This is a genomic window from Teichococcus aestuarii (assembly GCF_003116135.1).
Classification (GTDB): domain Bacteria; phylum Pseudomonadota; class Alphaproteobacteria; order Acetobacterales; family Acetobacteraceae; genus Pseudoroseomonas; species Pseudoroseomonas aestuarii.
In genome coordinates this window covers 31,214-58,063 of record NZ_PDOA01000019.1, presented here as the reverse complement: position 1 = coordinate 58,063, position 26,850 = coordinate 31,214, and the positions used below count along the sequence as shown (strand labels likewise).

The window sequence follows — 26,850 nt, the reverse complement described above, 5'->3', positions numbered from 1 at the left end:
TCAGGACAGGCGGGGCGCGGGCGGCTGGTTGCGCCGGGCGAGGCGCTGCCCGGCGATGTAGCCCCAGGCCATGTTCGGGCCGATCGTCGTGCCGGTGCCGACATTGCGCGTGCCGATCGGGTTGGCCATCGCCACCCCCGCGGCGAAGAGGCCGGGGATGACGCTGCCATCCGGTCGCAGCACCTCGGCATGGGCATTGGTGCGGGCGCCGCCCTTGGTGCCGAGGATCGAGCGGCTGAAGGGCATGGCCAGGAAGGGCGCGCGCAGGATGGGCTTGATGCCCGCCCGCCGCCTCTTGTCACCGGCCGAGGCGGCATCGGCCCGCGCCGGGCGGCCGAAATCCTGGTCCTCGCCCGCCTCGGCGGCGGCGTTGAAGCGTGCCACGCTGGCCTCCAGCGCCTCCGGCGGCACGCCGATCAGCCCGGCCAGGGCGCCGATGCTCTCCGCCTGCCGCAGCCAGGAGGGGTCCGCCTTCGCCGCCCAGCGCACCGGCGGCACCTCCTCCGGCATCCGCGCATCGGTGATCACCCAGGCGGGCAGGTGGACGGGCTCGCCGGTCGCCGGGTCGCGCCGGTCCAGCACCTCGCCGATGTTGAAGGTCAGCTCGTTGACGAAGCGCACGCCGTGGCGGTTGACCAGCATGGCGTAGGGCTCGGTGTGGAAGGGCACCGGCTGGGCCAGCAGCCGGCCCTCGTAGCGCACCGGCACGGAGGGGGTGATGGTCGCCTGGTCCATATGCGCCAGCGCCGCCCCGGCGGCCTCGGCCAGGCGCTGCCCGTCTCCGTCATGCGCGCCGGGGCTGCCGCGATAGTCGAGCGGGCCGGGGAAGTGGCGCGCCATCAGCCCCGCATCCCACTCGAAGCCGCCGGTGGCGATCACCACGCCGGCCCGCGCCGTCCACGGCTCCCGCCGGCCGCCGCGCTCCACCACCGCGCCGGTCACGGCGCCCATCTCGTCCAGCGTCAGCTCCACCGCGCGGGCGTTCAGCGCCACCCGCACCCCGGCATCCAGGCAGCCGCGCAGCAGCCCCGTCACCAGCGCCGTGCCCTTGCCGCGCGTGTTGGTCAGCAGCCGCCACAGCAGCCGCGGCCACAGCTCCAGCGCGGTGCGGTAGGGCTTGTGGTAGAGGTCGGTCGTCACCGCCTCGTGGTAGGTGAAGATCTCCGGGATGGTGGAGCGGCGGATCCGGAAGGCGAAGCGCCCCGCCCGCCAGCGGCTGAGCGGCAGGGGGGACATCATCCGTCCCCGCGCCTTCGCGCCCGGCAGGGTGCGCAGCGGGTCCGGCTCCGGCGTCAGGGCGAAGCGCAGCGGCGTGTGCGCCTCGACGAAGCGCAGCATCTCCGGCGCGGCATCGACGAAGGCGCGCCACAGCGGCTCCTCCGTCTCTGCCCAGCCTTCCGGCGCGGCGGCGCGGATATAGGCCAGAGCTTCCTCGGCGCTGTCCTCGATGCCGGCGGCGGCGGCGTGGTGGCTGGCGGGAATCCAGGTGCCGGCGCCCGACATCGCCGTGGTTCCGCCCAGCCGGCCGGTCTTCTCCAGCACGGTGACGGAAAGCCCCCGCCGCGCCGCGGTAAGGGCCGCCGTCAGCCCCGCAGAGCCCGAGCCCAGCACCAGCACATCCGTCGAATACGCCGCCATCGCCCCGCCGCCGCTCGTGATCCCCTGATGCTCTTGGCACCGGTGCCGGCTTCGCGCCAGCCCGACGCCCCGCGCCCGGCCTTGACGCCTTTGCGGCGCGCGCGGAGACAGGAGCGCCCGCCGCCGCGCGGCGGCGGGGGAAGGAGACGCACCCATGAGCGTGAAGGCCACGCCCGCCACCCGCGCCGCCGAGGCCGCCGGGCTGCGCGCCCGCCTGCTGGAATACGAATACGACCCCGCCGCCGAGGCGATCGGGCTGCATGCGGCGGCCGCGCTCGGCCTTTCGCCGGCGGCCGTGTTCAAGACGCTGGTGGCGGTGCTGGACACGGGCGAGCTGGTCTGTGCCGCCATCCCCTCCGATGCGCGCCTCAGCCTGAAGGCGCTGGCCACGGCGCTCGGCGCCAAGCGCGCCGAGATGGCCGAGCCGGCCCGGGCCGAGCGCGCCACCGGCTATGTGGTGGGCGGTATCAGCCCGCTCGGCCAGAAGAAGCGGCTGCGCACGGTGTTCGACGCCAGCGCGCTGGACCAGGCCGAGATCGTGGTGAATGGCGGTCGGCGCGGCCTGCAGCTGGCCTGCGCGCCGGCGGCGCTGATCGCGGCGCTGGGGGCGAAGGCGGCGCCGCTGCGGGCCGGCTGAGGCTCAGCCCTCCTCCAGCCGGTAGCCCACCCCCGGCTCGGTGCGCAGCAGCCCCGCCGCCGCGCCGAGCTTCTGCCGCAGGTGCCCGACATAGACGCGCAGATACTGCGCGTCCTCGGCATGGGCCGGGCCCCAGACGGCGTCGAGCAGCTGGCGCTGCGTCATCACCCGCCCGCGCGCCCGCGCCAGGGCCACGAGCAGCTCCCATTCGCGCGGCGTCAGGTGCAGCGGCGGGTCCTCGCCCAGCCGGGCGACGCGGCGCTCCAGGTCGATGGCCAGCGGGCCGATCTCGATGCGCGCCGCCGCCGGGGCCTGCGCCGCGCCCGCCGCCTCGGCCCGCCGCAGCGCCACGCGGATGCGCGCCAGCAGCTCGGCCAGGGAGAAGGGCTTCTCCACATAGTCCTCGGCGCCGGCGTCGAGCGCCGCCACCTTCTCCGTCTCCTGCCCGCGCGCCGAGACCACCAGAATGGGGGCGGGGCAGAAGGCGCGCAGGCGCGGGATCAGCGCCTGCCCGTCCATGTCCGGCAGGCCGAGGTCGAGCAGCAGCAGGGCGGGGGCGGCGGTGGCGGCCAGGCGCAGCGCCTCCTGCGCCGTCTCCGCCCGCAGCGGCGCATAGCCGGCGGCGCCCAGCGCGGGGCCGAGGAAGCGGTGGATCTGCGGCTCGTCATCCACCACCAGGATGCGCGTCGGCTGGCTCATAGCGGCAGGTGGACCGACATGCGGGTTCCCGGGTTCTCTCCTGGCGCCTCCCGCGCCGGGCTCTGCGCGGTGATGCGCCCGCCCATGGCATGCACCAGCCCGCGGCAGATGGCGAGGCCCAGCCCGGTGCCGGCCGGCGCCGAATCGCCACGGCGGATGCGGAAGAAGGGGTCGAAGACCTGCCCGAGCTGGTCGGGCGGAATGCCGCTTCCCGCATCCTCCACGCTGAGCACCAGCTCGGGCCCCGCGCGCCGCGCCGCCACCCGCACCGGGCTGCCGGGGGGCGAGAACTTCAGGGCGTTGTCCAGCAGGTTGGCCAGCACCTGGTCGAGCAGCACGGCATCCAGCCGCGGCTCGGGCAGGCCCGGCGGCACGCTGAGCGCGATCTCCCGCCCGCTGGCGCGGGCGGCGCGGGCGGTGGCGGTGCGCAGCGCGTCGTCGAGGTCCACCGGCGCGCGCCGGGGCTGGAGCTGGCCGCTTTCCAGCCGCACCAGGTCGATGATGTTGGTGAGGTAGCGGTTGAGCCGCACCGTCTCCGCCTCCGCCGTCTCCAGCAGGTCCGCCCGCACCGCGGTGGAGAGGGCGGCGCCGGAGAGGCGCAGCGTCTCCAGCGCGCCGCGTATGGCGGTGAGCGGCGTGCGCAGGTCGTGCCCGATCGAGGCCAGCAGGGCGGAGCGCAGCGCCTCCGTCTCGGCCTGCGCGGCGAGGCGCGCCTGGTCCTGTGTCAGCCGGTCGCGCTCCAGGGCGATGGCGGCCTGGTCGGCCAGCGAGTCCAGCGCGCGGTCGCGCTCGTCCTCGAGGGGCGGCAGGCCGGGCAGGTCCATCCGCAGCCCGATCAGCCCGAGCGCGCCCTCCCGCGTGCGCAGCGGGCGGAACTGCCAGGCGGCGGCGGGCAGCGCGTCGGTGCCGGCGCCGGCGCGGCGGTCATGCGCCAGCGCCCAGCGCGCGGCGGCCATCGAATCCGCGTCCGGCTCGGCGTCCAGCGGGCGGGCGGCGCGGGGCACCGGCTCGCCCTCCAGCCCCAGCAGCACGCAGGCGGGGCGGCCGGCCAGCCGCTCCGCCTCCTGCGCCACCACCGCCAGCAGATCGGCGGGGGTGGCGGCGGCGGCCAGCCGGCGGGAGAGCTCCACCAGCCGCCGCATGCCGAACAGGCGCGCCCGCGCCCGCGCCGCCGAGCGGCCCAGCCCGCCCGTGGTGCCGGCCAGCAGCAGCGCCACGCAGACGAAGATCGCCGCCCCCGTCACCTCCTGCACGCCGGAGAGGGAGAGGGTGAGGCGCGGCTCCAGGAACAGGAAATCCCAGGCCAGGAAGGCCAGCAGCGCGCCCGCCGCCGCCGGCAGCGGCCCGAAGCCCGCCGCCAGCGCCACCACGGCGGCGAGGTAGATCATGCCGGTGCCGCCCTCCGGCACGCTGGCATCGGCCCAGAGGCCGAGCAGCGTGGCGAGCCCCACCAGCCCCGGCACCGCCACCCAGGCGGCGCCGCGCGGCAGGCCGGGCAGGGCGCGGGGCGGCGGGGCGGCGGCCGGGGCCAGGGCCAGGGCGGGGGCGGGCACCAGGTGCAGCGCGAAATCCCCGCCCCGGCGGGCCAGCGCCGCCGCCAGGTTGCGGCCGGTCAGCCGCCGCCAGAGGGCGGGGCGGCCGCGGCCCATCACCAGATGCGTCACGTTGCGGGCGCGGGCATGGGCCAGCACGGCGGCGGGCAGGTCACGCGCCACCGTGCTCTCCACCCCGGCGCCGAGGCGTGCGGCGAGGCGCAGCGCCGGGTCGGGGTCCAGATCGGCGCCTGAGAGGCCGGCGCCGGAGGGCGCCTCCACATGCAGCGCCAGCAGCGGCGCGCGCAGCGCGTCGGCCAGGCGGCGGGCGTGCCGCACCACCGCCTCCGCCGCGCCGTCGCCCCCCACCAGCGCCAGCACCCGCTCGCCCGCCGGCCAGGGGCCGGCGATGGAGTTGGCGCGCATGTAGCCGGTCACATCGGCATCGACGCGCTCGGCGGTGCGGCGCAGCGCCATCTGCCGCAGCGCCGCCAGATTGCCTTCGCGGAAGAAGCCGCGCAGCGCCCGCGCCGCCTGCTCGGGGGCATAGACCTTGCCCTGGCGCAGCCGCTCCAGCAGCTCGGCGGGGGGCAGGTCGATCAGCTCCACCGCGTCGGCGCCGGCCAGCACGTGGTCGGGCACCGTCTCCTGCACGCGGATGCCGGTGATGCGCGCCACGTCGTCCGCGAGGCCCTCCAGGTGCTGGACGTTCATCGTCGTCCAGACCTCGATGCCGGCGTCGCGCAGCTCCTCCACATCCTGCCAGCGCCGGGGGTGGCGGCTGCCGGGGGCGTTGCCGTGCGCCAGCTCGTCCAGCAGCAGCACGCCGGGCGGGCGGGCGGAGGGGTGGGCGAGGGCGGCGTCGAGGTCGAACTCCTCCAGCGCCTGGCCCCGGTAGGCGATGCGCCGGCGCGGCAGCAGTTCCAGCGGGCCGATCTGCGCCGCCGTCTCGGCCCGGCCATGCGTCTCGACCAGCCCCACCAGCACCGCGCCGCCCGCCGCGTGCAGCCGGCGCGCCGCGGCCAGCATCGCGTAGGTCTTGCCGACGCCGGGGGCGGCGCCGAGGAACACCTTCAGCCGGCCGCGCTCCGCGCGCGCGGCGAGCGCCAGCAGCGCATCGGGGTCGGGGCGGGAGGAGGCTTCGGCCATGCCGGCCGAGACTAGCGCGCCCATCCTGCCCGCAGCGAGCGGAGATGTTGATTTTTATGGATTTTTTATGCGCGGGCCGGGAATTCCACATCGCCTCTTTGCGGCGGCCGGGCCTATCGGGGGTGGTGCCGGCGGCGGCCTTCGCCCGCCGCCTTCCTTTCGCGGAACACCCCCATGACCGACCTCCTGCTGCTGGCGCTGGGCCTCGGCTTCTTCGGCCTGATGGCGGCCTACGCCGCCGCCTGCGACCGGATCTGACCGCCATGCCCGGCCTGCTGGACCTGATGCTGGGCGGCGCCGTCAGCCTCGGCCTGCTCGGCTACCTGCTGTGGGCGCTGCTGCGCCCCGAGGATCTGTGACGCCATGACCCTCCTCGGATGGGCGCAGATCGCCCTGACCCTGGCGCTGGCGGCGCTCGCCGCCGTGCCGCTCGGCCACTACGCCGCCGCCATCGCCGAGGGGCGGGTGCGCTGGCTGCGCCCGCTGGAGGCGCTGCTCTACCGCGCCGGCGGCATCGACCCCACGGCCGGGCAGGGCTGGCGCGGCTATGTGCTGGCCATGCTGGCGGTGAACCTCGCCGGTTTCCTGCTGCTCTACGCCCTCCTGCGGCTGCAGGGCGCGCTGCCGCTCAACCCGCGCGGCTTGCCCGGCCTCTCGCCCTGGCTGGCCTTCAACACCGCCGTCAGCTTCGTCACCAACACCAACTGGCAGGCCTATTCCGGCGAGGCGGCGATGTCCTACCTCACGCAGATGGCCGGGCTCACGGTGCAGAACTTCCTCTCCGCCGCCACCGGCATCGCGCTGGCCCTCGCCTTCTGCCGCGCGCTGGCGGCGGGCGGCGTCGCGCGGCTCGGCAATTTCTGGGCCGACCTCACCCGCGTCACCCTCTACCTGCTGCTGCCGCTCGCGCTGCTGCTCGGCCTGGCGCTGGTGGCCTGCGGCGTGCCGCAGACCCTGGCCGACTATGCCGAGGCGCGCACGCTGGAGGGCGGCACGCAGCTCATCGCGCTCGGGCCGGCGGCGTTCCAGGTGGCCATCAAGCAACTCGGCACCAATGGCGGCGGCTTCTTCGGCGTCAACTCGGCACACCCGCTGGAGAACCCGAACGCGCTCTCCAACCTGCTGCAATGCTGGGCCATCCTGGTCATCCCCTTCGCGCTCTGCGTCACCTTCGGCCGGCTGGTGGGCGATGCGCGGCAGGGGCGCGCCCTGCTGGCGGTGATGCTGGGCTTCGTGCTGGCCGGCACCGCCGCCATCTACGCCGCCGAGGCCGCGGGCAACCCGCTGCACCTGGCCGCCGGGCTGGACCCGGCGCCGGGCAACATGGAGGGCAAGGAGGTGCGCTTCGGCACCGCGCTCTCCGCGCTCTGGGCGGCGGCCACCACCGGCGCCTCGAGCGGCAGCGTCAACGCCATGCATGACAGCTTCACGCCGCTCGGCGGCATGGTGCCGCTGTTCCTGATCCAGCTCGGCGAGGTGCTGCCGGGCGGCGTCGGCTCCGGCCTCTACGGCATGCTGGTCTTCGCGCTGCTCGCCGTGTTCATCGCCGGGCTGATGGTCGGGCGCACCCCGGAATATCTCGGCAAGAAGGTGCAGGCGCGCGAGATCAAGCTGGCCATGCTGGCGGTGCTGGTGCTGCCGGCCGCCATCCTGGGCCTCACCGCCGTCTCGCTGGTGCTGCCCTCGGCCACCGCATCCCTCGCCAATGCCGGGCCGCACGGCCTCTCGGAGATGCTCTATGCCTACAGCTCGGCCGCTGGCAACAACGGCTCGGCCTTCGGCGGGCTGACGGCGGACACGCCCTGGTTCAACACCACGCTGGGCCTGGCCATGCTGCTCGGCCGCTACGCCTACCTCGTGCCGGTGATGGCGATCGCCGGGAGCCTGGCGGCCAAGCCGCGCGCCCCCGAGGGCGCCGGCACCCTGCCGACGCACGGGCCCCTTTTCGCCGGCCTGCTGGCGGGGGTGATCCTGATCCTCGGCGGGCTGCAATTCCTGCCCTCCCTCGCCCTCGGCCCGCTCGCCGAGCACTTCTCCCTGCTGGCCGGCAAGACCTTCTGAGGCACACGCATCATGGACACGCACATGCCCGCGCCGATGCCCGCGTCGGCCACCGCCGCGCGCCGGGACCCATCCGCCCCCGCGCTGCTCGACGGCCCCCTGCTGCGCCGCGCCGCGCTGGACGCGCTCCGCAAGCTCAATCCGGCGCAGCTGCTGCGCAACCCGGTGATCTTCGCCACCGAGGTGGTCTCCATCCTGGTGACGCTGCTGGCGCTGCGCGCGGCGCTCTCGGGCGGCGCCTGGGGCTTCTCCGCCGGCATCGCGCTGTGGCTCTGGGCCACGGTGCTGTTCGCCACCTTCGCCGAGGCGGTGGCGGAGGGGCGCGGCCGGGCGCGCGCCGAGAGCCTGCGCCGCGGCCGCGGCGAGACGCGCGCCAGGCTGCTGCTGCGCGCCGGCGACCGCAGCCTGTGGCAGCCCCGCGCCGCCACCGAGCTGCGCGTGGGCGACCTGGTGCTGGTCGAGGCCGGCGAGCTGATCCCCTCCGATGGCGAGGTGGTGGAGGGCATCGCCTCGGTGAACGAGGCGGCCATCACCGGCGAGAGCGCCCCCGTCATCCGGGAATCGGGCGGCGACCGCAGCGCCGTGACGGGCGGCACCACCGTCGTCTCCGACTGGCTGGTGGTGCGCATCACCGCGGCGCAGGGCGGCACCTTCCTCGACCGCATGATCGGGCTGGTGGAGGGCGCCTCCCGCCAGAAGACGCCGAACGAGGTCGCGCTCGACATCCTGCTGGCGGGGATGACCATCGTCTTCCTCATCGCCGTCGTCACGCTGGTCGGGCTGGCTTCGTGGAACGGCGCGCCGCCCGCCGTGCCGGTGCTGGCGGCGCTGCTCATCACCCTGATCCCGACGACGATCGGCGGCCTGCTCTCGGCCATCGGCATCGCGGGCATGGACCGGCTGCTGCGCTTCAACGTGCTGGCCACCTCCGGCCGCGCGGTGGAGGCGGCGGGCGACGTGGACGTGCTGCTGCTGGACAAGACCGGCACCATCACCCTCGGCAACCGCCAGGCGGCGGCCTTCATCCCGGCGCCGGGCGTGGCCGGGGAGGATCTGGCGCGCGCCGCCCTGCTCGCCTCGCTGGCCGACGAGACGCCGGAGGGCCGCTCCATCCTGGCCTTCGCGCGGGAACGGCACGGGCTCGAAGTGCCGGCCCTGCCGCCGGGCGCCGTGGCGGTGCCCTTCACCGCGCAGACCCGCCTCTCAGGGCTGGACACGGCGGAGGGGCGCTACCGCAAGGGCGCGGTGGAGGCGCTGCTGAAGGCCACCGGCACCACCGCGCCGCCGGAGGTGGCGCAGGCGGTGGAGCGCATCGGCCGCCAGGGCGGCACGCCGCTGGCGGTGGCGCGGGATGGCCGGCTGCTCGGCCTCGTCGCGCTGCAGGACATCGTCAAGCCCGGCATGCGCGACCGCTTCGCCGCGCTGCGCCGCATGGGCATCCGCACCGTGATGGTGACGGGCGACAACCGCCTCACCGCCGCCGCCATCGCCACCGAGGCGGGGGTGGACGATTTCATCGCCGAGGCCACGCCCGAGGACAAGCTGCGCTACATCCGCGCGGCACAGGGGGAGGGCCGGCTCGTCGCCATGGCCGGCGACGGCACCAACGACGCGCCCGCGCTGGCCCAGGCCGATGTCGGCATGGCGATGCAGACCGGCACCCAGGCGGCGCGCGAGGCCGGCAACATGGTCGACCTCGACAGCGACCCGACCAAGCTGATCGAGGTGGTGGAGATCGGCAAGCAGCTGCTCATCACGCGCGGCGCGCTCACCACCTTCTCCATCGCCAACGACGTGGCGAAGTACTTCGCCATCTTGCCGGCCATCTTCGTGGCGCAGTATCCGGAATTGCAGGCGCTGAACCTGATGCGGCTGGAAAGCCCGGAGAGCGCCATCCTCTCGGCGGTGATCTTCAACGCGCTGATCATCGTGGCGCTGGTGCCGCTGGCGCTGCGCGGCGTGCGCTACCGCCCCGCCGGCGCCGCCGCGCTGCTGCGCCGCAACCTGCTGGTCTACGGGCTGGGCGGCCTCGTGGCGCCCTTCCTGGGCATCAAGGCCATCGACCTGATCCTCTCGCTGCTGGGGCTTGCCTGAACCATGCGAAGCATCCTCCGCCCCGCCGTCACCACGGTCGGGCTGTTCACCCTGCTGCTGGGCCTCGCCGCGCCGCTGGCGATGACGGGCCTGGCCAACGCCCTGTTCCCCGCCCAGGCGGGCGGCAGCCTGATCGCGCGGGAAGGCCGGGTCATCGGCTCCGCCCTGGTCGGGCAGGGCTTTTCCGAAGCACGCTACTTCCACCCGCGCCCCTCCGCCGCGGGCTACGACGCCAGCGCCGGCGCCGCCTCTCAGCTCGGGCCGAGCAGCGCCAGGCTGCTGGAGGCGGTGCGGGCGCGCGTGGCCGGGGCCGGGCCTGCGCCGGTGCCGGCGGATGCCGCCACCGCCTCCGGCTCGGGGCTCGACCCGCACATCTCGCCGGAGAATGCGCGGCGCCAGGTGGCGCGCGTGGCGGCGGCGCGCGGCATGGAGGAGGCGCGGCTGCGGGAGATCCTGGCGCGGCATGTCGAGGGGCCGCAACTCGGGTTGCTGGGCGAGCCGCGCGTCAACGTGCTGGCGCTCAACCTGGCGCTGGATGCCGGGGAGTGAGCGGCGGGAGGGGCGCCGCCCCTCCCGGAACGCCGTCAGTAGACGATGAAGCCCTTGATGGCGTCCATCATCGCCTGCGGCTCGTCCACCCGGATGGAGTGGCTGCTGCGCTCGAAGACGCGTAGGTCCGAGCCGGGGATCAGGGCATGGATCTCCTCGGAGAATTCCGGGGCGCAGATCCAGTCGTGCCGCCCGGCCAGGATCAGCGTCTTCGCGGTGATGCGCGAAAGCTCGGGGCGCAGGTCGAAGCCCTCGCGCAGGAAGCCGCCGGGGCGGAAGGCGCGGTTCAGCGCCGCCGGCTCGTGCCGGGTGCGGGCGCGGCCGGGGGCGGCGGCGGCCTCGTCGTGGCGCACGGCGTAGAGCGGGCCCATCACCGCGTAGTACTGCTTCAGGTCCTCCACCGTGGTCAGCGTGCCGTCCCACAGGCGCTGGCACATGGCCTGCTGCTCCGGCGTGCCGCGCTCGGCCACGATCTCCTGCGCGCGCTGCACGAAACCCGAATGCGCGGCGGTGACGACCAGCACCAGGTGCGAGACCGCCTCCGGATATCTCGCCGCATGCGCCATGGACACCATGCCGCCATAGGAGGTGCCGATGGAGACGATGGGGCCCAGGCCGAGATGCTGCCGCAGCGCCTCCAGGTCCTCCACATTCTCGTCCAGCGTGTAGGTCTCGGGGTCGCCCTTGGCGGAGCGGCCCTGGCCGCGATGGTCGACATAGACAAGCTGCATCCGCTCGGCGAGGGGCGAGAAGCCGGGCTTGAAGCCGCTGTGGTCGCCGCCCGGGCCGCCGTGCAGGATGAAGGCTGCCGGCCGCTCGCGCATCTCCGCGCCGTCGGGTACCAGGCCCATCCCCTCCACGTCGAAATAGATCTCGGTGCCCCGAATCCGTGCGCGCATGGCTCTGCTCCCTGGTGATCCGGGGGCGGATGCTGGCACGTGGGGCTGGCGGGGTGAACCCGCCCCCCGTCCTTCAGAGCCGCGCCACCCCCTGCCGCTCCAGCACCCGCGCCGCGCGCAGCGCCAGATCCTCCCGCCAGGGCGCGGCGATGATCTGCACGCCGATCGGTAATCCGTCATCGGGCCAGAGTGGCACCGCGGCCACCGGCAGGCCGATGAAGGAGACGGGCTGGGTGTAGAGGCCGAGATTGGGTCGCAGCGGCAGGCTCTGCCCGTCCCATTCCAGCGTCTTCTGCCCGAGGCGCGGGGCGCGGACGGGGGTAGCGGGGGCGAGGATCAGGTCCACCTCGGCGAACAGCTCCAGCACCCGCGCCTGGTACCAGCGGCGGAAGCGCTGCGCCCGCGCCACCCAGGCGGCGGGGATGGCGAGGCCGCCGATCAGCCGGTCCCGCACCTCGGGGTCGAAATCGGCGGCGCGGGCGCACAGGCGCTCCGCGTGCAGGGCGGCGCCCTCGGCGGCGGTGATGACATAGGCGGCGGCGCGGGCGCGGGTGGCCTCGGGGAACTCCACCACGCGGCTGGCGCCGAGCGCCTTGGCCGCCAGCGCCACGGCGTCATGCGCCGCCCGGTGGCCACCCTGCGCGAAATGCCCGCCGGCGATGGCGATGCGGAGACCACCGATCCCATCCTCCAGCGAGGGCAGTACCGGCTCCACGGGGCGCTGCGCCTGCATCGGGTCCTCCGGGTCTGTGCCCTGCATGGCGTCGTGGGCGAGGGCGAGGTCGGTGACACCGGCGGCGAGAGGGCCGAGATGGTCGAAGGAGGAGACGAAGGGGAAGGTGCCGGCGCGGCTGAGGCGCCCATAGGTGGGCTTGAGGCCGAACACGCCGCAGAGCGAAGCGGGCACGCGGATGGAGCCGTTGGTGTCGGACCCCAGCGCCACCGGCACCATGCCGGCGGCCACCGCCGCGCCGGAGCCGCCGGAGGAGCCGCCCGTCATGCGCGCGAGGTCGCGCGGATTGCGGGAGGGGCCGTCATGCGCGTTCTCGCCGGTGAAGTCGTAGGCGTATTCGCCCATATTCAGCGCGCCGAGCAGGATGGCGCCGGCCTCTTCCATCTTGCGGGCGAGGAAGGCGTCGCGCGGGGCGGGGGCGCGCTCGCGGTTGATCCGGGAGCCGGCGCGGGTGGGCAGCCCGGCGATATCGAACAGGTTCTTCACCGCGAAGGGCACGCCGGCGAGCGGGCCAGGGTCGCGCCCTTCGGCCAGTTGCGCGTCGATGGCGTCCGCGCGGGCGAGGGCGCGGGCGGCGGTGACATCGGTGAAGGCATTGACCGCGGGGTTCTCCGCCGCGATGCGGGCGAGCGCGGCTTCCGTGGTAGCGCAGGCGGTGGCGCGGCGGCTGCGGATGGCGGCGGCGATGTCGCTGGCGGTGTTGCTCATGCGTGGAACACCGGTGCGTATTCGGCTTCGTCCTCCAGCGGAAACTCCTCCACCAGCCGCGCCGCCGCCGCCACGGTGCGCAGGGCGGTGGTGGCGGCTTCGAGCCATTCGGCTTGCAGTGTGAGTCCGTGCAGCTCCGCTGCTGTCTCCACCGCCTGTTCGATCGGGTCTTTGGCCATGGTGTCTCTCCCGGAGGGCGCCAGCGGCGCCCGAGAACTTGCAGAAACTGAAGGGGCCTGGGGAAGCTGTGCTTCCCCAGCGCTTTCTTCGCGCGTGCGATTCACGTCTCCGGCCTGCGGCCTCCGACGATCGCGCGCTAAACCGGCGGGTGCGGGATCGCCGCGATGAGTTCGCGCGTGTAGTCGGCGCGCGGGTTCTCCAGCACCTGCTGGGAGGAGCCTTCCTCCACCACCTTGCCCTGCCGCATGACGATGACGCGGTCGCAGAGCAGGCGGACCACGTGCAAATCGTGGCTGACGAAGAGGTAGCTCATGCCGAGCCTGAGCTTGAGGTCCTGCAACAGGTTCAGCACCACCGCCTGGACGGAGACGTCGAGCGCCGCGGTGGGTTCATCGAGGATGACGAGGTCGGGGTTGAGCGCGATGGCGCGGGCGATGCCGATCCGCGCCTTCTGCCCGCCGGAGAGCTGGTGCGGGAAGCGGTGCAGCAGGATGCGCGGCAGGCCGACGAGATCGGCCAGTTCCTCGACGCGCGCCTGGAGTGCCGCGCCGCGCTCGCGCCCCATGCGCAGGATGGGGTCGGCGATGGCACGGGATGCGGTGAGGCGGGGGTTGAGGCTGTCGGTCGGGTCCTGGAACACCATCTGGATGCGCGGCCGCAGCGGCGAGGCGGCGAAACCCCGGGTCGGCATGGCGCCGATCTCCTGCCCGGCGAAGCGGATGCGCCCGGCGGTGGGGTCGAGCAGGCGCATCAGCATCATCGAGGTGGTGGACTTGCCGCAGCCGGATTCGCCCACCAGCCCGACGCTCTCGCCCCGGTTCACGCGGAAGGAGATGCCGTCCACCGCGCGGAAGGGCGCTTCCGGCGCGCGGCCGGCGAGCCTGGCCAGCCAGCCGCCGAGGCCGGTGCGGGGATATTCCTTCACCAGCCCCTCCACCTCCAGCAGCGGCTCGCCGGCGCGCGGGTCGGGCGCCGGGAGGGGGGCGGGGGCGGCGCCCTCGGGCAGCAGGTCGCGCAATCCGGCACCGGGGCGGGGCGTGGCGCGCATCAGCCGGCGGGTGTAGGCGTGGGTGGGGGCGCGGAAGATGGCTATGGCATCCGCGTTCTCCACCACCTCGCCCTGCTGCATCACCGCCACGCGGTCGCAATAGGCGCTGGCGAGGCCGAGATCGTGCGTGATGAGCAGGGTGGACATGCCGCGCTCGCGCGTCAGCTCGGTGACGAGGTCCATCACCGCCTTCTGGGTGGTGACGTCGAGGCCGGTGGTGGGTTCGTCGGCGATCAGCAGGCGCGGGCGGCAGGCGAGGGCGAGCGCGATGACCACGCGCTGGCACATGCCGCCCGACAGCTCGAAGGGATAGGCATCGTGCCGCTCGGCGGCGCGGGCGATGCGCACCTGCTCCAGCGCGGCGATGGCCTTCGCCCGCGCATTGGCGCGCGTCGCCTGGCCGTGGCGGCGCAGCACATCGGCGATCTGCTGGCCCACGGGGCGGATCGGGTTCAGCGCGGCGCGCGGGTTCTGGAAGATCATCGAGATCTCGCGCCCGCGCAGGTCGCGCATCTCGCGCTCCGGCAGCTCGCGCAGCGGCACGCCGGAGAAGGCGATGCTGCCCTCGGCGATGCGCCCGGTGCGCTCCAGGATGCGCATCACCGCGTAGGAGGTGACGGACTTGCCCGAGCCGCTCTCCCCCACCACGCCCAGCGTCTCGCCGCGGGCGATGGAGAGGTTGACGCGCTTCACCGCGCGCACCGTGCCGCGCCGCGTGGCGAACTCCACCGTCAGGTCGCGGACATCGAGCAGCGGGACCGTGTTGCTGTCCATCGGCTCAGCTCCGGCGCTGCGGGTCGACGATGTCGCGCAGACCGTCGCCGAGCAGGTTGAAGGTGAAGACGGCGAGCATCAGCGCGAGGCCCGGGAACAGCGCCACCCACCACTCGCCGGAGACGATGTAGGCGGCGCCCTCGGCCACCATGATGCCCCATTCCGGCATGGGCGGCCGGATGCCGAGGCCGATGAAGGAGAGCCCCGCCGCGTTGAGGATGGCGTAGCCCATGGTCAGCGACATCTGCACCGCCATGATCGGCAGGATGTTGGGCAGGATGGTGCCGAGCAGCACGCGCCACTCGCCGTTTCCCGTGAGGCGCGCGGCCTGCACGTAGCCGGCCTCCCGCCGCACCGCCGCCTCGGCGCGGGCGATGCGCGCATAGAGCGGGAAGTTCACGATGGCGGTGGCGATGACGATGTTCGTCACCGTGTTGCCGAGGGCGGCGACGATGCCCATGGCCAGCACGAAGAGCGGGAAGGCCATGATGGTGTCGGCGATGCGGCCGACGATGCGGTCCGTCCAGCCGCCGAAGAAGCCGGCGGCGACACCCGCGAGGCCGCCGAGGACAAACACCAGCGCCACCGAGCAGATGGCGATGCCGAGGTCGAGCCGGGTCGCCACGATGACGCGGGAGAGGATGTCCCGCCCCAGATGGTCCGTGCCGAAGGGATTGCTCAGGGAGGGCGGCGCCAGGGCGCGGGCCGTGTCGCTCGCCAGCGGGTCGTGCGGTGCGATCCAGGGGCCAAGGAGGGCGCAGAGCAGCAGCAGGAAGAACAGCCCGAAGGCCATGGCGGTGACCGGGTTCTCCCCCACCACGTGCCGCGCGTGGCGCAGCAGGGCGGCGAGCGGGGAGGGCGCCCTGGCGGCCGGAAGAGCCGGGTTCTCGGCCATCACGCCACCTTCCGCATGCGGGGGTCGATCAGCCCGTAGAGCAGGTCGATCGCCAGGTTGAGCAGGATGTAGAGGATCGCCATGGTGAGGACGAAGCCCTGCACGGGCGCGAAGTCCGAGGCGATCAGCGCCTCCACCGCGTAGGAGCCGATGCCGGGCCAGGCGAAGACCTTCTCCACCAGCACATTCGCGCCGAGCAGGAAGGAGAACACCATACCCAGCGTGGTGAGCACCGGCAGCATGGCGTTGCGGAAGGCATAGGCGAAGACGATGGTGCGCCCGCCGAGGCCATTGGCCCGCGCGGTGCGGATGAACTCGGCGGAGAGGGCGGCGAGCATGGCGGCCCGCGTCATGCGCGCCAGCGGGGCGAGGGCGAAGATTCCGAGCGTCAGCGCCGGCAGCAGGATTTGTCCGAGTGCCGCGCGGAAGACTTCCGTATCGCCCGCCAGCAGGCTGTCGATCAGCAGGAAGCCCGTGCGCGCGGGCGGCTCGCTGAGGAAACTGTCCAGCCTTCCGAGCGGGGCGGGGGACCAGCCGAGCAGGTAGTAGAACACATAGACCGCCAGCAGCCCGGTGAAGAACACCGGCAGCGAGACGCCCGCCGTGGTGACGAGCCGGCAGAGATGGTCGATCCACGAGCCCTGCCGCAGCGCGGCGAGGATGCCGAGCGGCACGGCGATGCCCACGGCGATGAACAGGCCGAGCAGGGTCAGCTCCGCCGAGGCCGGCAGCCGCGCCGCGATATCCTCCACCACCGGGCGGCCGGTGGTGAGGGAGGTGCCGAGATCGCCCCGGAACAGCGCCGCCACATAGCCGGCGAACTGGGTCCAGAGCGGCTGGTCGAGGCCGAGCTGCGCCCGGATGGCGGCGATCGCCTCTGGCGAGGCCACCGGCCCGGCGAAGTAAAGCGCCGGGTCGCCGGGCAGCACGCGGGTGAGCAGGAAGGTGATGACCACCACCCCCGCCAGGCTGGGCAACGCCGTCCCCAGCCGCGACAGCACGGTGCGCAACATCGGCCCCGCTCCTCCTCAGCCCTTGGTGAAGGCGCGGAAATCCGGCTCGCGGCAGGGCCAGAACTGGTAGCCGCCGATATTCTTCTGCATCGCCATGTCGTGCAGCGGCTGCGCCAGCGGCACGACCGGCGCCTCGCGCTGGGCCATGCCGATGAAGCCCTTCACCGCCGCCTCATAGGCCGCCGCGTCCGAGGTGAAGCGGGCGGTATCGATCAGCCTGTCCATCTCCGGGTTCTGGTAGGAGGCGACGTTGAAGATCGAGTTGCTGCCGTGGAAGTTCCAGAAGAAGTAGTAGTCCGGCCAGTCCAGCCAGCCGGCGAAGCGGTTGATGACCATGGGCGAGTTTTTCTTCGCCAGCTCGCCGCGGAAGTTGCTGCCAGGCACCTTGTTCAGCTCGACGGTGATGCCGAGCGGCGCCAGCGCCTCCTTCACCAGCAGCGCGATCGGCTCGGCCACCGTGGCCTGGCCGGCGTCGAACAGCACGGAGGTGGTGATGCCGCCCGGTGCCGCCTGCTGCACCAGGGCGCGCGCCTTCTCGATGTTGGTGTTGTAGGGGAAGGGCTGCGGCCAGGCGGTGGTCGGCCCCCCCTCGGCGCCGGACATGATGACGCCGCGCCCGTAGAGCGCCGCCTGCATGATCTTCTCGTAGGGCATCGCCCAGGCCACGGCCTGGCGCAGCCGCACATCGGTGAAGGGGCCGGTGGCGCTGTTCATGGCGCAGTACCAGATGCCGTTCGGCACCGGCACGCCCACCACCTTCACCTTGCCCGCCGCGGCGAGGTCGGCGAAGTCCTTGGGCGGCAGCAGGGCCGAGACATCGGCATCGCCCCGCTCCAGCAGCGCGCGGCGGGTGGAGGGCGAGGGGATGTCGCGGGTGATGATGCGGCGCAGCTTCGGCTTGCTGGCATTCCACCAGTCGTCGTTGCGGGCATAGATGGTCTCGACGCCGGGCTTCCAGCTCTCGACCTTGAAGGCGCCGGAGCCGGCGACGTTGTTCTTCAGCCACTCCTTCGCCCAGGGGTCGCCGCCCGAATTCGCCTTGGCCGTCTCGCTGTCGATGACATAGGGGATGGTGACGCCGAGATTGGGCATCAGCAGCTTGTCCTTCCGGATGAAGTCGATCCGGAAGGTGCGGTCGTCGAGCGCCACGAACTGCTCGGGCTTCTCCATGCTGCCCGCCGCCATCTGCGTGGTGGCGAAGCCGCCGATGGAGACGGCGCGGTCGAGCGACCACTTCACGTCCTGCGCGCGCACCGGGCGGCCGGAATGGAACTTCGCCTCGCGCAGCTTGAAGGTGACGCTCATGCCGTCGCTGGCCTCCTGCCAGCTCTCGGCCAGCTCCGGCTCCAGCGCGTGCAGGGTGAAGCTGTGGCCGCCGCCATCGGGCAGCGGCACCTTCTTGTAGCTCAGCAGCCGGTCGTAGCAGTTCAGCGCCACGCCGTTCACCGGCTGCGAGGCGCCGATGCCCTGCATGTCCATGCTGTTGGGGCCGTATTCCTGCACCAGCAGCAGGGTCTCGGCGCGGCTGGCCGATTGCGCCTCGGCGGGCGCGGGGCGCAGCGCGGGGGCGGCGAGGGCGCCGGCGGTGGCGGCCAGGAAGGCGCGGCGTTGCATGGGCAATCTTCCTTCGGGTTGGGTGGGGCGGCGCATCAGGCGGGCGCCGTGGCGCGGCTGGCGAGCCAGGCCCGCCAGCCGCCACTGTCAGAGATATCCTCGGCCTGCCGCGCGCCTTCGGCCTCCACCAGGAAGCCCTTGGGCGCGGTGCCATCCTCCAGCCGCAGCGTGCCGAGGCCGAGCGGGGAAGGGATGGCCGCGAGCAGCGCGCCGATGCTCGCGCGGGGCAGCGCCCACACCTCCAGCGCGATGGCATGGCCCTCGCCCTCCGCCACGCGCAGCAGGCCGGGGCGGAAGGGTGGGCCGCCGGGCAGGCGGAACAGCCGGTAGCAGGGGCGGGTGCGGGTGGCGCGCAGCAGGCGGCCCTCCAGCGCCAGCAGCTCGCCATTCAGCGGCAGGCCGGACATGTGCGCGCCGACGACGCCGATCTCCATCTCGCTCATGCCGCGGCCTCGAAGCGCAGGCCGAGCGCCGCGAGGCGCGCATCGCTGCCGCCCGGCCCGATGAAGGTGGCGCCCGCCGGCAGCCCGTCCGGCCGGTCCGGCCCCGGCACGGCCAGCGCCGCGAGGCCCAGCAGGTTGACGAAGTTGGTGAAGGTGCCGAGGCGGGCATTCGGCCCGACCGGATCGGCGGCCAGATCCTCCCGGGTGGGGAAGAGGGGCGCGGTCGGCACGGCCAGCGCGTCGATCTCGCCCCAGAGCGGGGCGGTGGCGTGGCGCAGTTCGGCCAGGCGATGGAAGGCGCGGAAGGCGTCTGCCGCGCTGTGGCGGCGGCCATTCGCCTCGATGATGCCGCGCGTCACCGGCAGCACCGCACCGGGCGGGGCGGCGTGAAAGAAGCTTTCCAGCGAGGCCAGCCGCTCGGCCACCCAGGCGCCCTCGTAGAGCAGCGCGGCGGTCTCGCGGAAGGCGGCCATCGGCACCGGGCGAAGCTCCAGGCCGAGGGCGCGCAGGCGCTCCAGCGCGGCGTCCCAGGCGGCCTCGGCCTCCGGCTCGAAGCGCGGCCGGTCCGCCTCGGCGGGGATGCCGAGCACTCGCACCGGCGGGGCGGCGGCGGGCAGGCCCAGGGGGATGTCGCGCGAGAAAGGGTCCTCCGCATCCGCGCCGGCCATCGCCGCATAGGCCGTCCAGGCCTCCGCCACGCTGTGGGCAAAGATGGAAACGCAGTCGAGCGAGCGGCAGGCCGGCACCACGCCGCGCGTGGAGGCGGCGCCGGGGGTGGGCTTCAGCCCCACCAGCCCACACAGCCCGGCGGGGATGCGGCCGGAGCCCGCCGTATCCGTCCCCAGCGCGAAGGGCACCAGCCCTCGCGCCACGGCGACGGCCGAGCCGGAGGAGGAGCCGCCCGGCACCCGCCCCGGCGCGCGCGGGTTGCGGGGCACCGGGTGCGGCGTGCGGACGCCGACGAGGCCGGTGGCGAACTGGTCCAGATTGGTCTTGCCGATGGGGATGGCGCCCGCCGCCACCAGCCGTTCCACCACGCCGGCATGGCGCGCCGGGGTGTAGGCGAAGGCCGGGCAGGCGGCGGTGGTGGGCATGCCTGCCACGTCGATATTGTCCTTCACCGCGAAGGGGATGCCCCAGAGCGGCAGGCGCTCCCGGTCGGCCGGGTCCAGCGCGGCGGCGGCGGCCTCGATGGCCCCGGCGCTGGCGAGATGGAGGAAGATGCCCGGGTCGTCGCAGGCGGCGATGCGGCCGCGCAGGGCGGGCAGCAGATCGGCCGGGCTTTCGCCCGCGGCATAGCGGCGGCGGAAGCCGTCGATGTCCGCCATGCCGGCGGAAAGGGTGAGGTCCATGCGCCTGCCCTGCTCGGCCCCGCCGCGCCGGAAGTGGCGGGTGGGTTCACCGGGGAAGGGTCAGCAAACGGCGTGCCAGTCCTGCGCGGGCGCACCGGATAGGTGGAAGGCGCCGGGCTTGCCCGGACATGATCGCGCCGCCGGAAGGAGACGGCCGGAGGAAAAAGACGACCAGATTCCTCCTGCCGCAGAAATTGTATGCAATGCCGGCTTAGGAGCCTTTTTATTAATCAAATGCGGCGCTCGCTGCGCTCCGGCCGTCCGGAAATGCTCTCCCAGGAGGCGCCGCTGGAGAAGATATGCCGCCGCATGGCTTCGGCCGCGCCTTCGGCGTCCGCGCGCATCAGGCAGGCCACCACCTGGCCATGCTCGGCGTGGGAGCGTGCCAGCCGCTCCGGCGCCTCGAACTGGGCGCCGCGGAACGGCGCTAGGCGCTGATGGGTGGATTGCGCCACCTCGGCCAAGGGCGGGTTGTGCGCCCCGGCATAGATCAGCCCGTGCAGCCGGCGGTTGGCCGCGCGGTAGCCCGTGCGGTCGCCGGCACGGACCAGGGCGGCCATGGCGTGGTGCAGCTCCTCCAGCGCCGCGCGCTCCTGCGGCGCCATGCGCAGCGCCGACCAGCGGGCGCAGAGCGCCTCCATCTCGGCCAGCAGCTCGAAGGCGGCGCGCAGCCCGTCCGGCGCCGGAGAGGCGACCACGGCGCCCCGGTGCGGCCGCAACTCCACCAGCCCCGTGGCGGTCAGGCGCCGCAGGGCCTCCCGCACCGGGGTGCGGGACATGCCGGCCTCGGCGGCCAGGGCCTGCTCGTCCAGCCGCTGGCCCGGCTTCAGCGCACCGGAGACGATCCGCTCCGCCAGCGTCTCGGCCAGGGCTTCGGCGCGGGTGGCGGGGGCGGCAGGGCTCGGCACGGCGGTGAAATTCCTCGCGGATGGCAGGCCCTGGGTTCCGGGCCTTGCCGCACCGGCATAGTGGCCCGGGCCGGCCGGCGGAATACGGCACGCCGCCTGGAAGGGCATGGAGCCCTGCCCGCCCGCCACCCTGGACGCGCTGCCGGAGGCCGCTACCATGCGCGCGGAATCAAAGGAGAGTGTCTGTGCGCGCCATTTTCGTGGATGCCGGCGAGGCTCTGGGCCAGGTGATGCGGCGCCTGCGCCGCGACAGCGACATGCCGGTGACGGTCAACGTCCAGCCCGACGTGACGCCGGAGGAGCTGCCCGCCCTGGTGGCCGGGCATGACATCGTCATCATCGACCACACCGCCCTGCCGACGGCGATCGCCAAGCAGATCCCCTCGCTGAAGCATGTGGTGTTCCTCGGCACCGGCGCACGCAGCTACATGAACCCGGAGGAGCTCCAGGCCGAGTGCGGCATCGAGGTCCACATCATCAAGGGCTATGGCGACACGGCGGTGGCCGAGATGGCCTTCACCCTGATGTGGATCGCCGCCAAGGGCATCGCCCGCATGGACCGCGAGATGCGCGCCGGCAACTGGGTGCGCACCGATGGCGTGGAGCTGACCGGCAAGACGGTGGGGCTGCTGGGCTATGGCGGCATCGCCGCCGAGATGGCGCGGCTCTGCCGCGGCGCCGGCATGAAGGTGCTGGCCTGGAACCGCAGCCCGAAGACCGCCGAGGGCATCGAGTTCGTCAGCCTGGACCGGCTGCTGGCGGAGAGCGACCTGCTCTCGGTGCACCTGCTGCTGAACGACGAGACGCGCGGCTTCCTCTCCGCCGAGAAGCTGGCGCAGCTGAAGCCCACCGCCATGCTGGTGAACACGGCGCGCGGCGCGGTGGTGGATGAGGACGCCATGATCGCGGCGCTGCGCGAGGGGCGGCTGGCGCATGCGGCGCTGGACGTGTTCAACATCGAGCCGCTGCCGGCGGGCCACCCGCTGACGACGCTGCCGAACGTGACGCTTTCCGCCCACTCGGCCTTCCGCACGCCGGAAGCGAGCGACAACCTCATCGAGGCCTCGCTGAACCACTGCCGCCGCATCGCGGCGGGCTGAGGGGGGAGGTCTTTCGCCGCCTGCGCCGCTGTGGCAGGAAGCCCCGGCGGTGCGGGCGTGGCGGAATGGTAGACGCATGGGCCTTAAAAGCCCCCGTCCTCAGGGATGTACGGGTTCGAGTCCCGTCGCCCGCATCCGCCTCTTCCGCAGCCTGGGCGGCGCGATCTCGGCACGATCTCCGGGCCGCGATCCCTGGAAAGTGCGGGAGGCGCGGCTCGTCGCCGCGCCGTCCGGACCAGCGCCCGCCGCAGAAGGCAGGCGCCGCGTGTGTCGGCCGGTTACTCCGCCGAGCTGATGCGCGGCAGGCCCGCGGGCCAGTTCAGGTCCATCAGGGACCGGGCATACAGTCCACCCCCGACCAGGGCGGCAACGACAGTGACAAAGAGGAATTCGGACATGGGTAGACCCCTGTTCCTTTGAAACGGCCGCGATGCTGCGGCTGCGAAAAGGAATATAGGGACACCCCCCAGGCTTCAGCACTGCGTATTTCGCGGGTGCAGCATCGGGCCATGCATGGCTTTTCTGTCATGTGAGACACGCGGGGCTCTTGCCTTGCACCGGGCCGCGCGGAAGCAGGGAAGAGGGCGGCGGGCTGGAGCGCCCCGCCGCCTCAGCGGAGCAACTGCCGCGCCAGCTTCCGCACCCGCGCGCTGCGCGGCGGGTCGAACATCCGTGCGAGCGCGAAGGGGCCGTGCCGCACCCGCCCGCGCAGGTCGCTGAAGCTCTCGAACCCCGCCCGGCCATGGTAGCGCCCGAAGCCCGAGGCGCCGACGCCGCCGAAGGGCAGGGCGGTGAAGGCGGCGTGCTCCACGCAGCGCTCCTCCACCAGCGCGCCGGCGCGGGTGCCGGCGGCCACGGCGGCGGCCTCCGCCCGGCTGGCGCCGAACAGGTAGAGCGCCAGCGGCGCCGGCCGCGCCCGGACCCAGCCAATCGCCGCCGCGAGATCCGGCACCGCGCGCAGCGCCAGCGCCGGGCCGAACAGCTCCTCGGCGCTGTCATCGGCCACCAGCACGATTCCGCCGGGCAATGCCTCGCCCTCCTTGGCCAGCGCCGCCTGCCGGATGCGCTGCGCGGGGGCCACGGCGGTCTCCACCGGCACGGCGGCGGCGCGGCAGGCGGCGGCGAAGGCCTCGGCCGTGTGGCCGACCAGCAGCACCGTGTCGGGCGCCACGCAGGTCTGCCCGGCATTCACCGCCTTGCCGGCCAGGATGGCGCGGGCGGCGCGGGGCAGGTCGGCGCCCGGCAGCACCAGCACGGGGCACTTGCCGCCGAGTTCCAGCGTCAGCGGCGTCAGGTTCTCCGCCGCCGCGCGCATCACCGCGCGGCCGATGCCGGTGCCGCCGGTGAACACCAGGTGGTCCCAGGGCTGCGCGGCGAAGTCGGCGGCCACCGCGGCATCGCCCTGCACCACGCGCGCCATGCGCGGGCCGAGGGCTGCCGCCACCACCTCGGCCAGCAGTGCGGCGGTGCGGGGGGTGTGCTCGCTCGGCTTCAGCACCACGCGGTTGCCGGCGGCGATGGCCTCGGCCAGCGGCCACAGCCCGAGCTGGATGGGGTAGTTCCAGGGCGCCATCACCCCCACCACGCCCTTCGGCACCGGCTCCACCCAGGCCAGCGCCGGCTGGAACGGGAAGGGCGCCAGCACCGGGCGCGGCATCGCCCACCACCACAGCCAGCGCCGCGCCCGCCGCGCCGCCTGCGCCACCAGCAGCACATCGGCCACCAGCGTCTCCACCGTGGAGCGGCCGCCATAATCGGCATCGGCGGCGGCGGCGAAATCCTCGGCGCGGCGCAGCACCTCCCGCGCCAGCGCGGCCAGCAGGGCGCGGCGCTCGCGGAGGGTGGGGCGCTGCGTCTCGGCGCGCAGGGCGGCGAGGGCGGCGGCGGGTGTGTCGGTCATCGGGCGGCGGCTTTCGGGAGGGCGCGCGCCAGGGCGGCCGCGGCGCGCAGGCCGGAGCGGGTGGCGGCCTCGATGGTGGCGGGCAGGAGCGGCTCCATCCAGTCCCCGGCCAGGGCCAGGTTGGGCAGGGGCAGCAGGGGCGGCGGGGCGGGCTGGTCCGGCGTGTGCAGGGGCGTCGCGCGCTGCTCCTTCACCGCGCGCCAAGCGGGGGGGGCCTCGGGCCAGGCGCCGGGCAAACGGGCGGCCAGGGCGGCGCGGCGCACCTCCCGCCAGACGCGTTCCGCCAGCACCTCAAGCGGCGTCTCCAGCACGGCGGCGGCGGCGCTCACCGTCACCGCCACGGCGCCGGGGCGCACCAGCACCCATTGGCCGACGCCGCCCAGCAGGCCGAGGAAGCGCGGCCCCGCCCCGCTGGCATGGGCGTAGTGCAGGTTCAGGATCGGCGCGTGGCGATCCGGCACGCGCAGCCCGGGCAGCAGCCGGGCGCTCTCCCAGGGCGGGGTGGCCAGCACCACCCCCGCCTCCACCGGCCGCGTGCCGCTAGAGAAGTGCAGGGCCGTGGCGCGGCCGCCCTCCACCGTCAGCGCGCGCAGGCGGTCGCCCGGGCGGATCTCCACGCCGCGCGCCGCCAGCGCCGCCAGCGCGGGCTGCACGAGGTCGGGCCCCAGCCCCTCGCGCGCCACATAGAGCCGGCAGGCACCTGGGCGGCCCATGCGGCGCAGCACGGCGCCGAGGCGGCGCAGCCCGGCCTCCGCCGGCACGGTGTTCAGCGCCGCCAGGGTCAGCGGCTCGACGAAGCCGCGCAGCAGCACCGGATGGCGGGCGAAGGCCTCCGACACCGTGACGCGGCGGCCCGGCCGGGCGGCCCCCAGCAGCGCCAGCAGCCCGGCGGCGTCCAGCCCCGGCGGACGGGCCGCCTTCCGCCACCAGCCGAGCGGCGAGAGCGAGACGCGCCACAGGGCGCCGCTCTCCAGGTCCAGCACCGGCAGCCGGTCCGGCTCCGGCTCCACCCAGCCGGTGCGGGCGCCGATCTCCGCCAGGAAGCGCAGCGCCGCCGGGTTGGCGCCGAGCAGTGCGTGGGTGCCGTTGTCGGTGCCGTCCGGCAGGGCGCGGGCGCGGCCGCCGGCGGCGGGCGTGGCCTCGTGCAGCACCACGCGGCGGCCCTGGCTTGAAAGCGCCCAGGCCGCAGCCAGCCCCGCCACGCCCGCGCCCACCACATGGGTGGCGGGGGCACCGCTCACGGCCGCAGCGCCTGCAGCGCCACCGCCAGCTTCTCCGCCCGGCCCAGGCGCGGGCGGCGGCGCGGCGGGGCGAAGCCCTGGGCGCGCATCCGCCGCAGCAACGCGTGATAGCCCAGCAGCATCAGCCGCGCCGGCTTCAGTTCGCGTGCCCGGCCGGGGGGCATCCGCGCATCGGCTTCGGCGAAGGCGGCCTCGGCGCGCTCGGCCAGCGCCGCCGCCACCCCCGGCAGGCGCGGATCGGCCACCAGCGCGGCGGCGGTGGCATCGGGCGGGATGCCGGCGACGGCGAGGTCGGAGAGCGGCAGGTAGACACGCTCGCGCAGCGCGTCCTCGTCGATGTCCCGCAGCACGTTGACGAGCTGGAAGGCATGGCCCAGCGCCAGCCCGTAGGCCTCGGCCTCCGGCGCGCCGAAGATCCGCACCGCGAGCGCGCCGACGCTGCCCGCCACCTGCCGGCAGTAGAGGTCGAGCGCCGCGCGGTCGGCGATGCGGCGGCTGGGGCCGGCATCGGCCTCCATGCCGTCGATCATGGCGTGGCACTCGGCCAGCGGCAGGGCGAAGGCGTCCCGTGCCCAGGCCAGCTCGCGCGAGAGCGGGCAGTCCGGCCGCTCCAGCTTGCCGCGCCATTCGGCCAGGCCAGCGCGCTTGTCGGCCTCGGGCATGGTGCCGTCGGCGATGTCGTCCACCGCGCGGCAGAAGGCATAGACGGCGTAGAGCGCGCGCCGCGCCGGGCCGTGCGTGGCCGCCATGCCGCGCGCGAAGGAGGAGCGGGCGCGCTTCACCCGCGCCCGCACCAGCGCCGCGTCGTCGGTGCCGAGCCGGGGGGCGCCAAGGCGGGGGGCGCCGAGGCGGAGGGCGGCGAGCAGGGCGGCGGCCATGTCGGCGCGGGAGAGCGCCACGCGCCCCGCCAGCGGGTCCGCCGCGCGCAGCCGCGCCAGCAGGCGGCGGGCGAGGTGCAGCGTCACCGCCGATTCCAGCGCCAGGCGGCGGCTTTCCAGGCGGCGCGGCAGGCGGGCGGCGCGGTCCAGCATCGCCTCCACCCGGTCCAGCGCGGTGAGCAGCACGGGGGCACGGGCGGCGGCGTCGGTGAAGAAGGCGTCCTCGCCGCCGGCCAGGGCCATCCAGTCCTGCGGCAGGTAGACGCGGTCCAGCGCCGCGCGGTCGGGGCCCAGATCCTGCAGGTGGTTCAGGATCTGCAATGCGGCGGCGAGCGACTCGGCGCCGGCCAGCGCCTCCGGGTCCGTCTCGCCATGCAGCCGCAGCAGCAGCCGGCCCACGGGGGCGGCGGAGCGGGCGCAGTAATCCTCCAGCGCCGCCCAGCTGGCATAGCGGCGCTGTGTGGCGTCCTGGCGGAAGGCGGAGAGCATCCGCCGCGCCTCGGCCGTGCCGGCGCCGCTCTCGTGCAGGGCGCGGGCCAGGGGCAGGGACGCGGCCGGGTCGTCCAGCGCCGCCTCCAGCCGGGCGAGGCGGGCGAGCTTCTCCTCCGGCGGCAGCTCCGGGTGGTCGGCAATGTCGTCGGCGGCGCGGACGAAATGGTAGAAGGCCAGCACCGGGCGGCGCAGCGCCGACGCCAGCAGCCAGGAGGCGACGGGAAAGTTCTCCGAGCCCGGGCCGCGCGTCGGCGGGCCGGCCAGCACCTCGGCGGCGGGGGCGGCACTCATGCCGGGCACGTCACGCGATGAG

The 26,850-nt window shown here is 74.4% G+C and carries 22 protein-coding genes and 1 tRNA gene; 7 read left to right on the top strand and 16 right to left on the bottom strand.

What is annotated here, in order from left to right; genetic code table 11:
- Entirely contained in the window at window positions 1-1,638 is a 1,638-nt protein-coding gene (locus CR165_RS19950; protein ID WP_109518697.1) for an FAD-dependent oxidoreductase, read from the bottom strand.
- Window positions 1,639-1,792: 154 nt separating this feature from the next.
- On the opposite strand from CR165_RS19950, the gene ybaK reads away from it, so the two are divergent.
- A complete protein-coding gene (gene ybaK, locus CR165_RS19945) occupies window positions 1,793-2,275 on the top strand; it encodes a Cys-tRNA(Pro) deacylase (protein WP_109518696.1) in 483 nt (160 codons plus the stop codon).
- Between the two features lie 3 nt (window positions 2,276-2,278).
- On the opposite strand, the gene CR165_RS19940 is transcribed toward ybaK, so the two are convergent.
- Window positions 2,279-2,974: a response regulator gene (locus tag CR165_RS19940; RefSeq protein ID WP_109518695.1), complete on the bottom strand. Its 696-nt coding sequence runs from the start codon at window positions 2,972-2,974 to the stop codon at window positions 2,279-2,281.
- Window positions 2,971-5,679, bottom strand: coding sequence for a sensor histidine kinase (locus CR165_RS19935; protein ID WP_245906606.1), 2,709 nt, complete (start codon window positions 5,677-5,679; stop codon window positions 2,971-2,973). Before CR165_RS19935 ends, CR165_RS19940 begins: the two co-directional genes overlap by 4 nt.
- 239 nt (window positions 5,680-5,918) lie before the next feature.
- Here CR165_RS19935 and kdpF point away from each other — a divergent pair, with 239 nt between their 5' ends.
- From kdpF to kdpC, 4 genes are read left to right on the top strand one after another with little or no spacing between them, the layout of a single operon-like run.
- Complete coding sequence (kdpF, locus tag CR165_RS25435) at window positions 5,919-6,014, top strand: K(+)-transporting ATPase subunit F (RefSeq protein ID WP_219929795.1); 96 nt, start codon at window positions 5,919-5,921, stop codon at window positions 6,012-6,014.
- A 4-nt stretch (window positions 6,015-6,018) separates the two neighbouring features.
- Window positions 6,019-7,716, top strand: coding sequence for a potassium-transporting ATPase subunit KdpA (gene kdpA, locus CR165_RS19925; RefSeq protein ID WP_109518692.1), 1,698 nt, complete (start codon window positions 6,019-6,021; stop codon window positions 7,714-7,716).
- A 36-nt stretch (window positions 7,717-7,752) separates the two neighbouring features.
- Window positions 7,753-9,810, top strand: a complete 2,058-nt coding sequence (kdpB, locus tag CR165_RS19920; protein WP_109518718.1) for a potassium-transporting ATPase subunit KdpB — start codon at window positions 7,753-7,755, stop codon at window positions 9,808-9,810.
- A 3-nt stretch (window positions 9,811-9,813) separates the two neighbouring features.
- Entirely contained in the window at window positions 9,814-10,359 is a 546-nt protein-coding gene (gene kdpC / locus CR165_RS19915; protein WP_109518691.1) for a potassium-transporting ATPase subunit KdpC, read from the top strand.
- Window positions 10,360-10,394: 35 nt separating this feature from the next.
- On the opposite strand, the gene CR165_RS19910 is transcribed toward kdpC, so the two are convergent.
- The 10 genes from CR165_RS19910 to CR165_RS19870 all read right to left on the bottom strand — a co-directional run bounded on the left by CR165_RS19910 (window position 10,395) and on the right by CR165_RS19870 (window position 20,926).
- The gene (locus CR165_RS19910; RefSeq protein ID WP_109518690.1) at window positions 10,395-11,258 is read right to left on the bottom strand and encodes an alpha/beta fold hydrolase; all 864 of its coding nucleotides are present in this window, start codon (window positions 11,256-11,258) and stop codon (window positions 10,395-10,397) included.
- A gap of 73 nt (window positions 11,259-11,331) precedes the next feature.
- Entirely contained in the window at window positions 11,332-12,699 is a 1,368-nt protein-coding gene (locus tag CR165_RS19905; protein WP_109518689.1) for an AtzE family amidohydrolase, read from the bottom strand.
- Entirely contained in the window at window positions 12,696-12,878 is a 183-nt protein-coding gene (locus CR165_RS19900) for a DUF4089 domain-containing protein (protein ID WP_109518688.1), read from the bottom strand. The genes CR165_RS19905 and CR165_RS19900 overlap by 4 nt, the downstream gene beginning before the upstream one ends.
- 137 nt (window positions 12,879-13,015) lie before the next feature.
- A complete protein-coding gene (locus CR165_RS19895; RefSeq protein ID WP_109518687.1) occupies window positions 13,016-14,701 on the bottom strand; it encodes a dipeptide ABC transporter ATP-binding protein in 1,686 nt (561 codons plus the stop codon).
- 4 nt (window positions 14,702-14,705) lie between these two features.
- Window positions 14,706-15,596 carry an ABC transporter permease gene (locus tag CR165_RS19890; protein WP_109518686.1) on the bottom strand — a complete coding sequence of 297 codons (891 nt, stop codon included), beginning with the start codon at window positions 15,594-15,596 and terminating at the stop codon, window positions 14,706-14,708.
- On the bottom strand, window positions 15,596-16,609 hold the full coding sequence (locus CR165_RS19885; RefSeq protein WP_109518685.1) for an ABC transporter permease: 1,014 nt from the start codon (window positions 16,607-16,609) through the stop codon (window positions 15,596-15,598). Before CR165_RS19885 ends, CR165_RS19890 begins: the two co-directional genes overlap by 1 nt.
- Before the next feature lie 15 nt (window positions 16,610-16,624).
- Entirely contained in the window at window positions 16,625-18,223 is a 1,599-nt protein-coding gene (locus CR165_RS19880) for an ABC transporter substrate-binding protein (RefSeq protein ID WP_109518684.1), read from the bottom strand.
- Between the two features lie 35 nt (window positions 18,224-18,258).
- A complete protein-coding gene (locus CR165_RS25745) occupies window positions 18,259-18,666 on the bottom strand; it encodes an allophanate hydrolase-related protein (protein ID WP_245906605.1) in 408 nt (135 codons plus the stop codon).
- Window positions 18,663-20,018, bottom strand: a complete 1,356-nt coding sequence (gene atzF / locus CR165_RS19875; RefSeq protein WP_245906604.1) for an allophanate hydrolase — start codon at window positions 20,016-20,018, stop codon at window positions 18,663-18,665. The genes CR165_RS25745 and atzF overlap by 4 nt, the downstream gene beginning before the upstream one ends.
- A 230-nt stretch (window positions 20,019-20,248) precedes the next feature.
- The gene (locus CR165_RS19870) at window positions 20,249-20,926 is read right to left on the bottom strand and encodes a GntR family transcriptional regulator (RefSeq protein ID WP_219929794.1); all 678 of its coding nucleotides are present in this window, start codon (window positions 20,924-20,926) and stop codon (window positions 20,249-20,251) included.
- Window positions 20,927-21,111: 185 nt separating this feature from the next.
- Between CR165_RS19870 and CR165_RS19865 the strand changes: the two genes are divergently transcribed.
- Both CR165_RS19865 and CR165_RS19860 read left to right on the top strand, forming a co-directional pair.
- Window positions 21,112-22,026: an NAD(P)-dependent oxidoreductase gene (locus tag CR165_RS19865; RefSeq protein WP_109518683.1), complete on the top strand. Its 915-nt coding sequence runs from the start codon at window positions 21,112-21,114 to the stop codon at window positions 22,024-22,026.
- A gap of 51 nt (window positions 22,027-22,077) precedes the next feature.
- Window positions 22,078-22,160, top strand: a tRNA-Leu gene (locus CR165_RS19860).
- A 476-nt stretch (window positions 22,161-22,636) separates the two neighbouring features.
- Here the strand turns inward: CR165_RS19860 and CR165_RS19855 are convergent.
- From CR165_RS19855 to CR165_RS25150, 3 genes are read right to left on the bottom strand one after another with little or no spacing between them, the layout of a single operon-like run.
- The gene (locus CR165_RS19855; RefSeq protein ID WP_109518682.1) at window positions 22,637-23,926 is read right to left on the bottom strand and encodes an aldehyde dehydrogenase family protein; all 1,290 of its coding nucleotides are present in this window, start codon (window positions 23,924-23,926) and stop codon (window positions 22,637-22,639) included.
- Window positions 23,923-25,167: a hydroxysqualene dehydroxylase gene (locus CR165_RS19850; RefSeq protein ID WP_109518681.1), complete on the bottom strand. Its 1,245-nt coding sequence runs from the start codon at window positions 25,165-25,167 to the stop codon at window positions 23,923-23,925. Before CR165_RS19850 ends, CR165_RS19855 begins: the two co-directional genes overlap by 4 nt.
- Window positions 25,164-26,828: a squalene/phytoene synthase family protein gene (locus tag CR165_RS25150; protein ID WP_181378251.1), complete on the bottom strand. Its 1,665-nt coding sequence runs from the start codon at window positions 26,826-26,828 to the stop codon at window positions 25,164-25,166. Before CR165_RS25150 ends, CR165_RS19850 begins: the two co-directional genes overlap by 4 nt.
- Window positions 26,829-26,850: the final 22 nt, after the last annotated feature.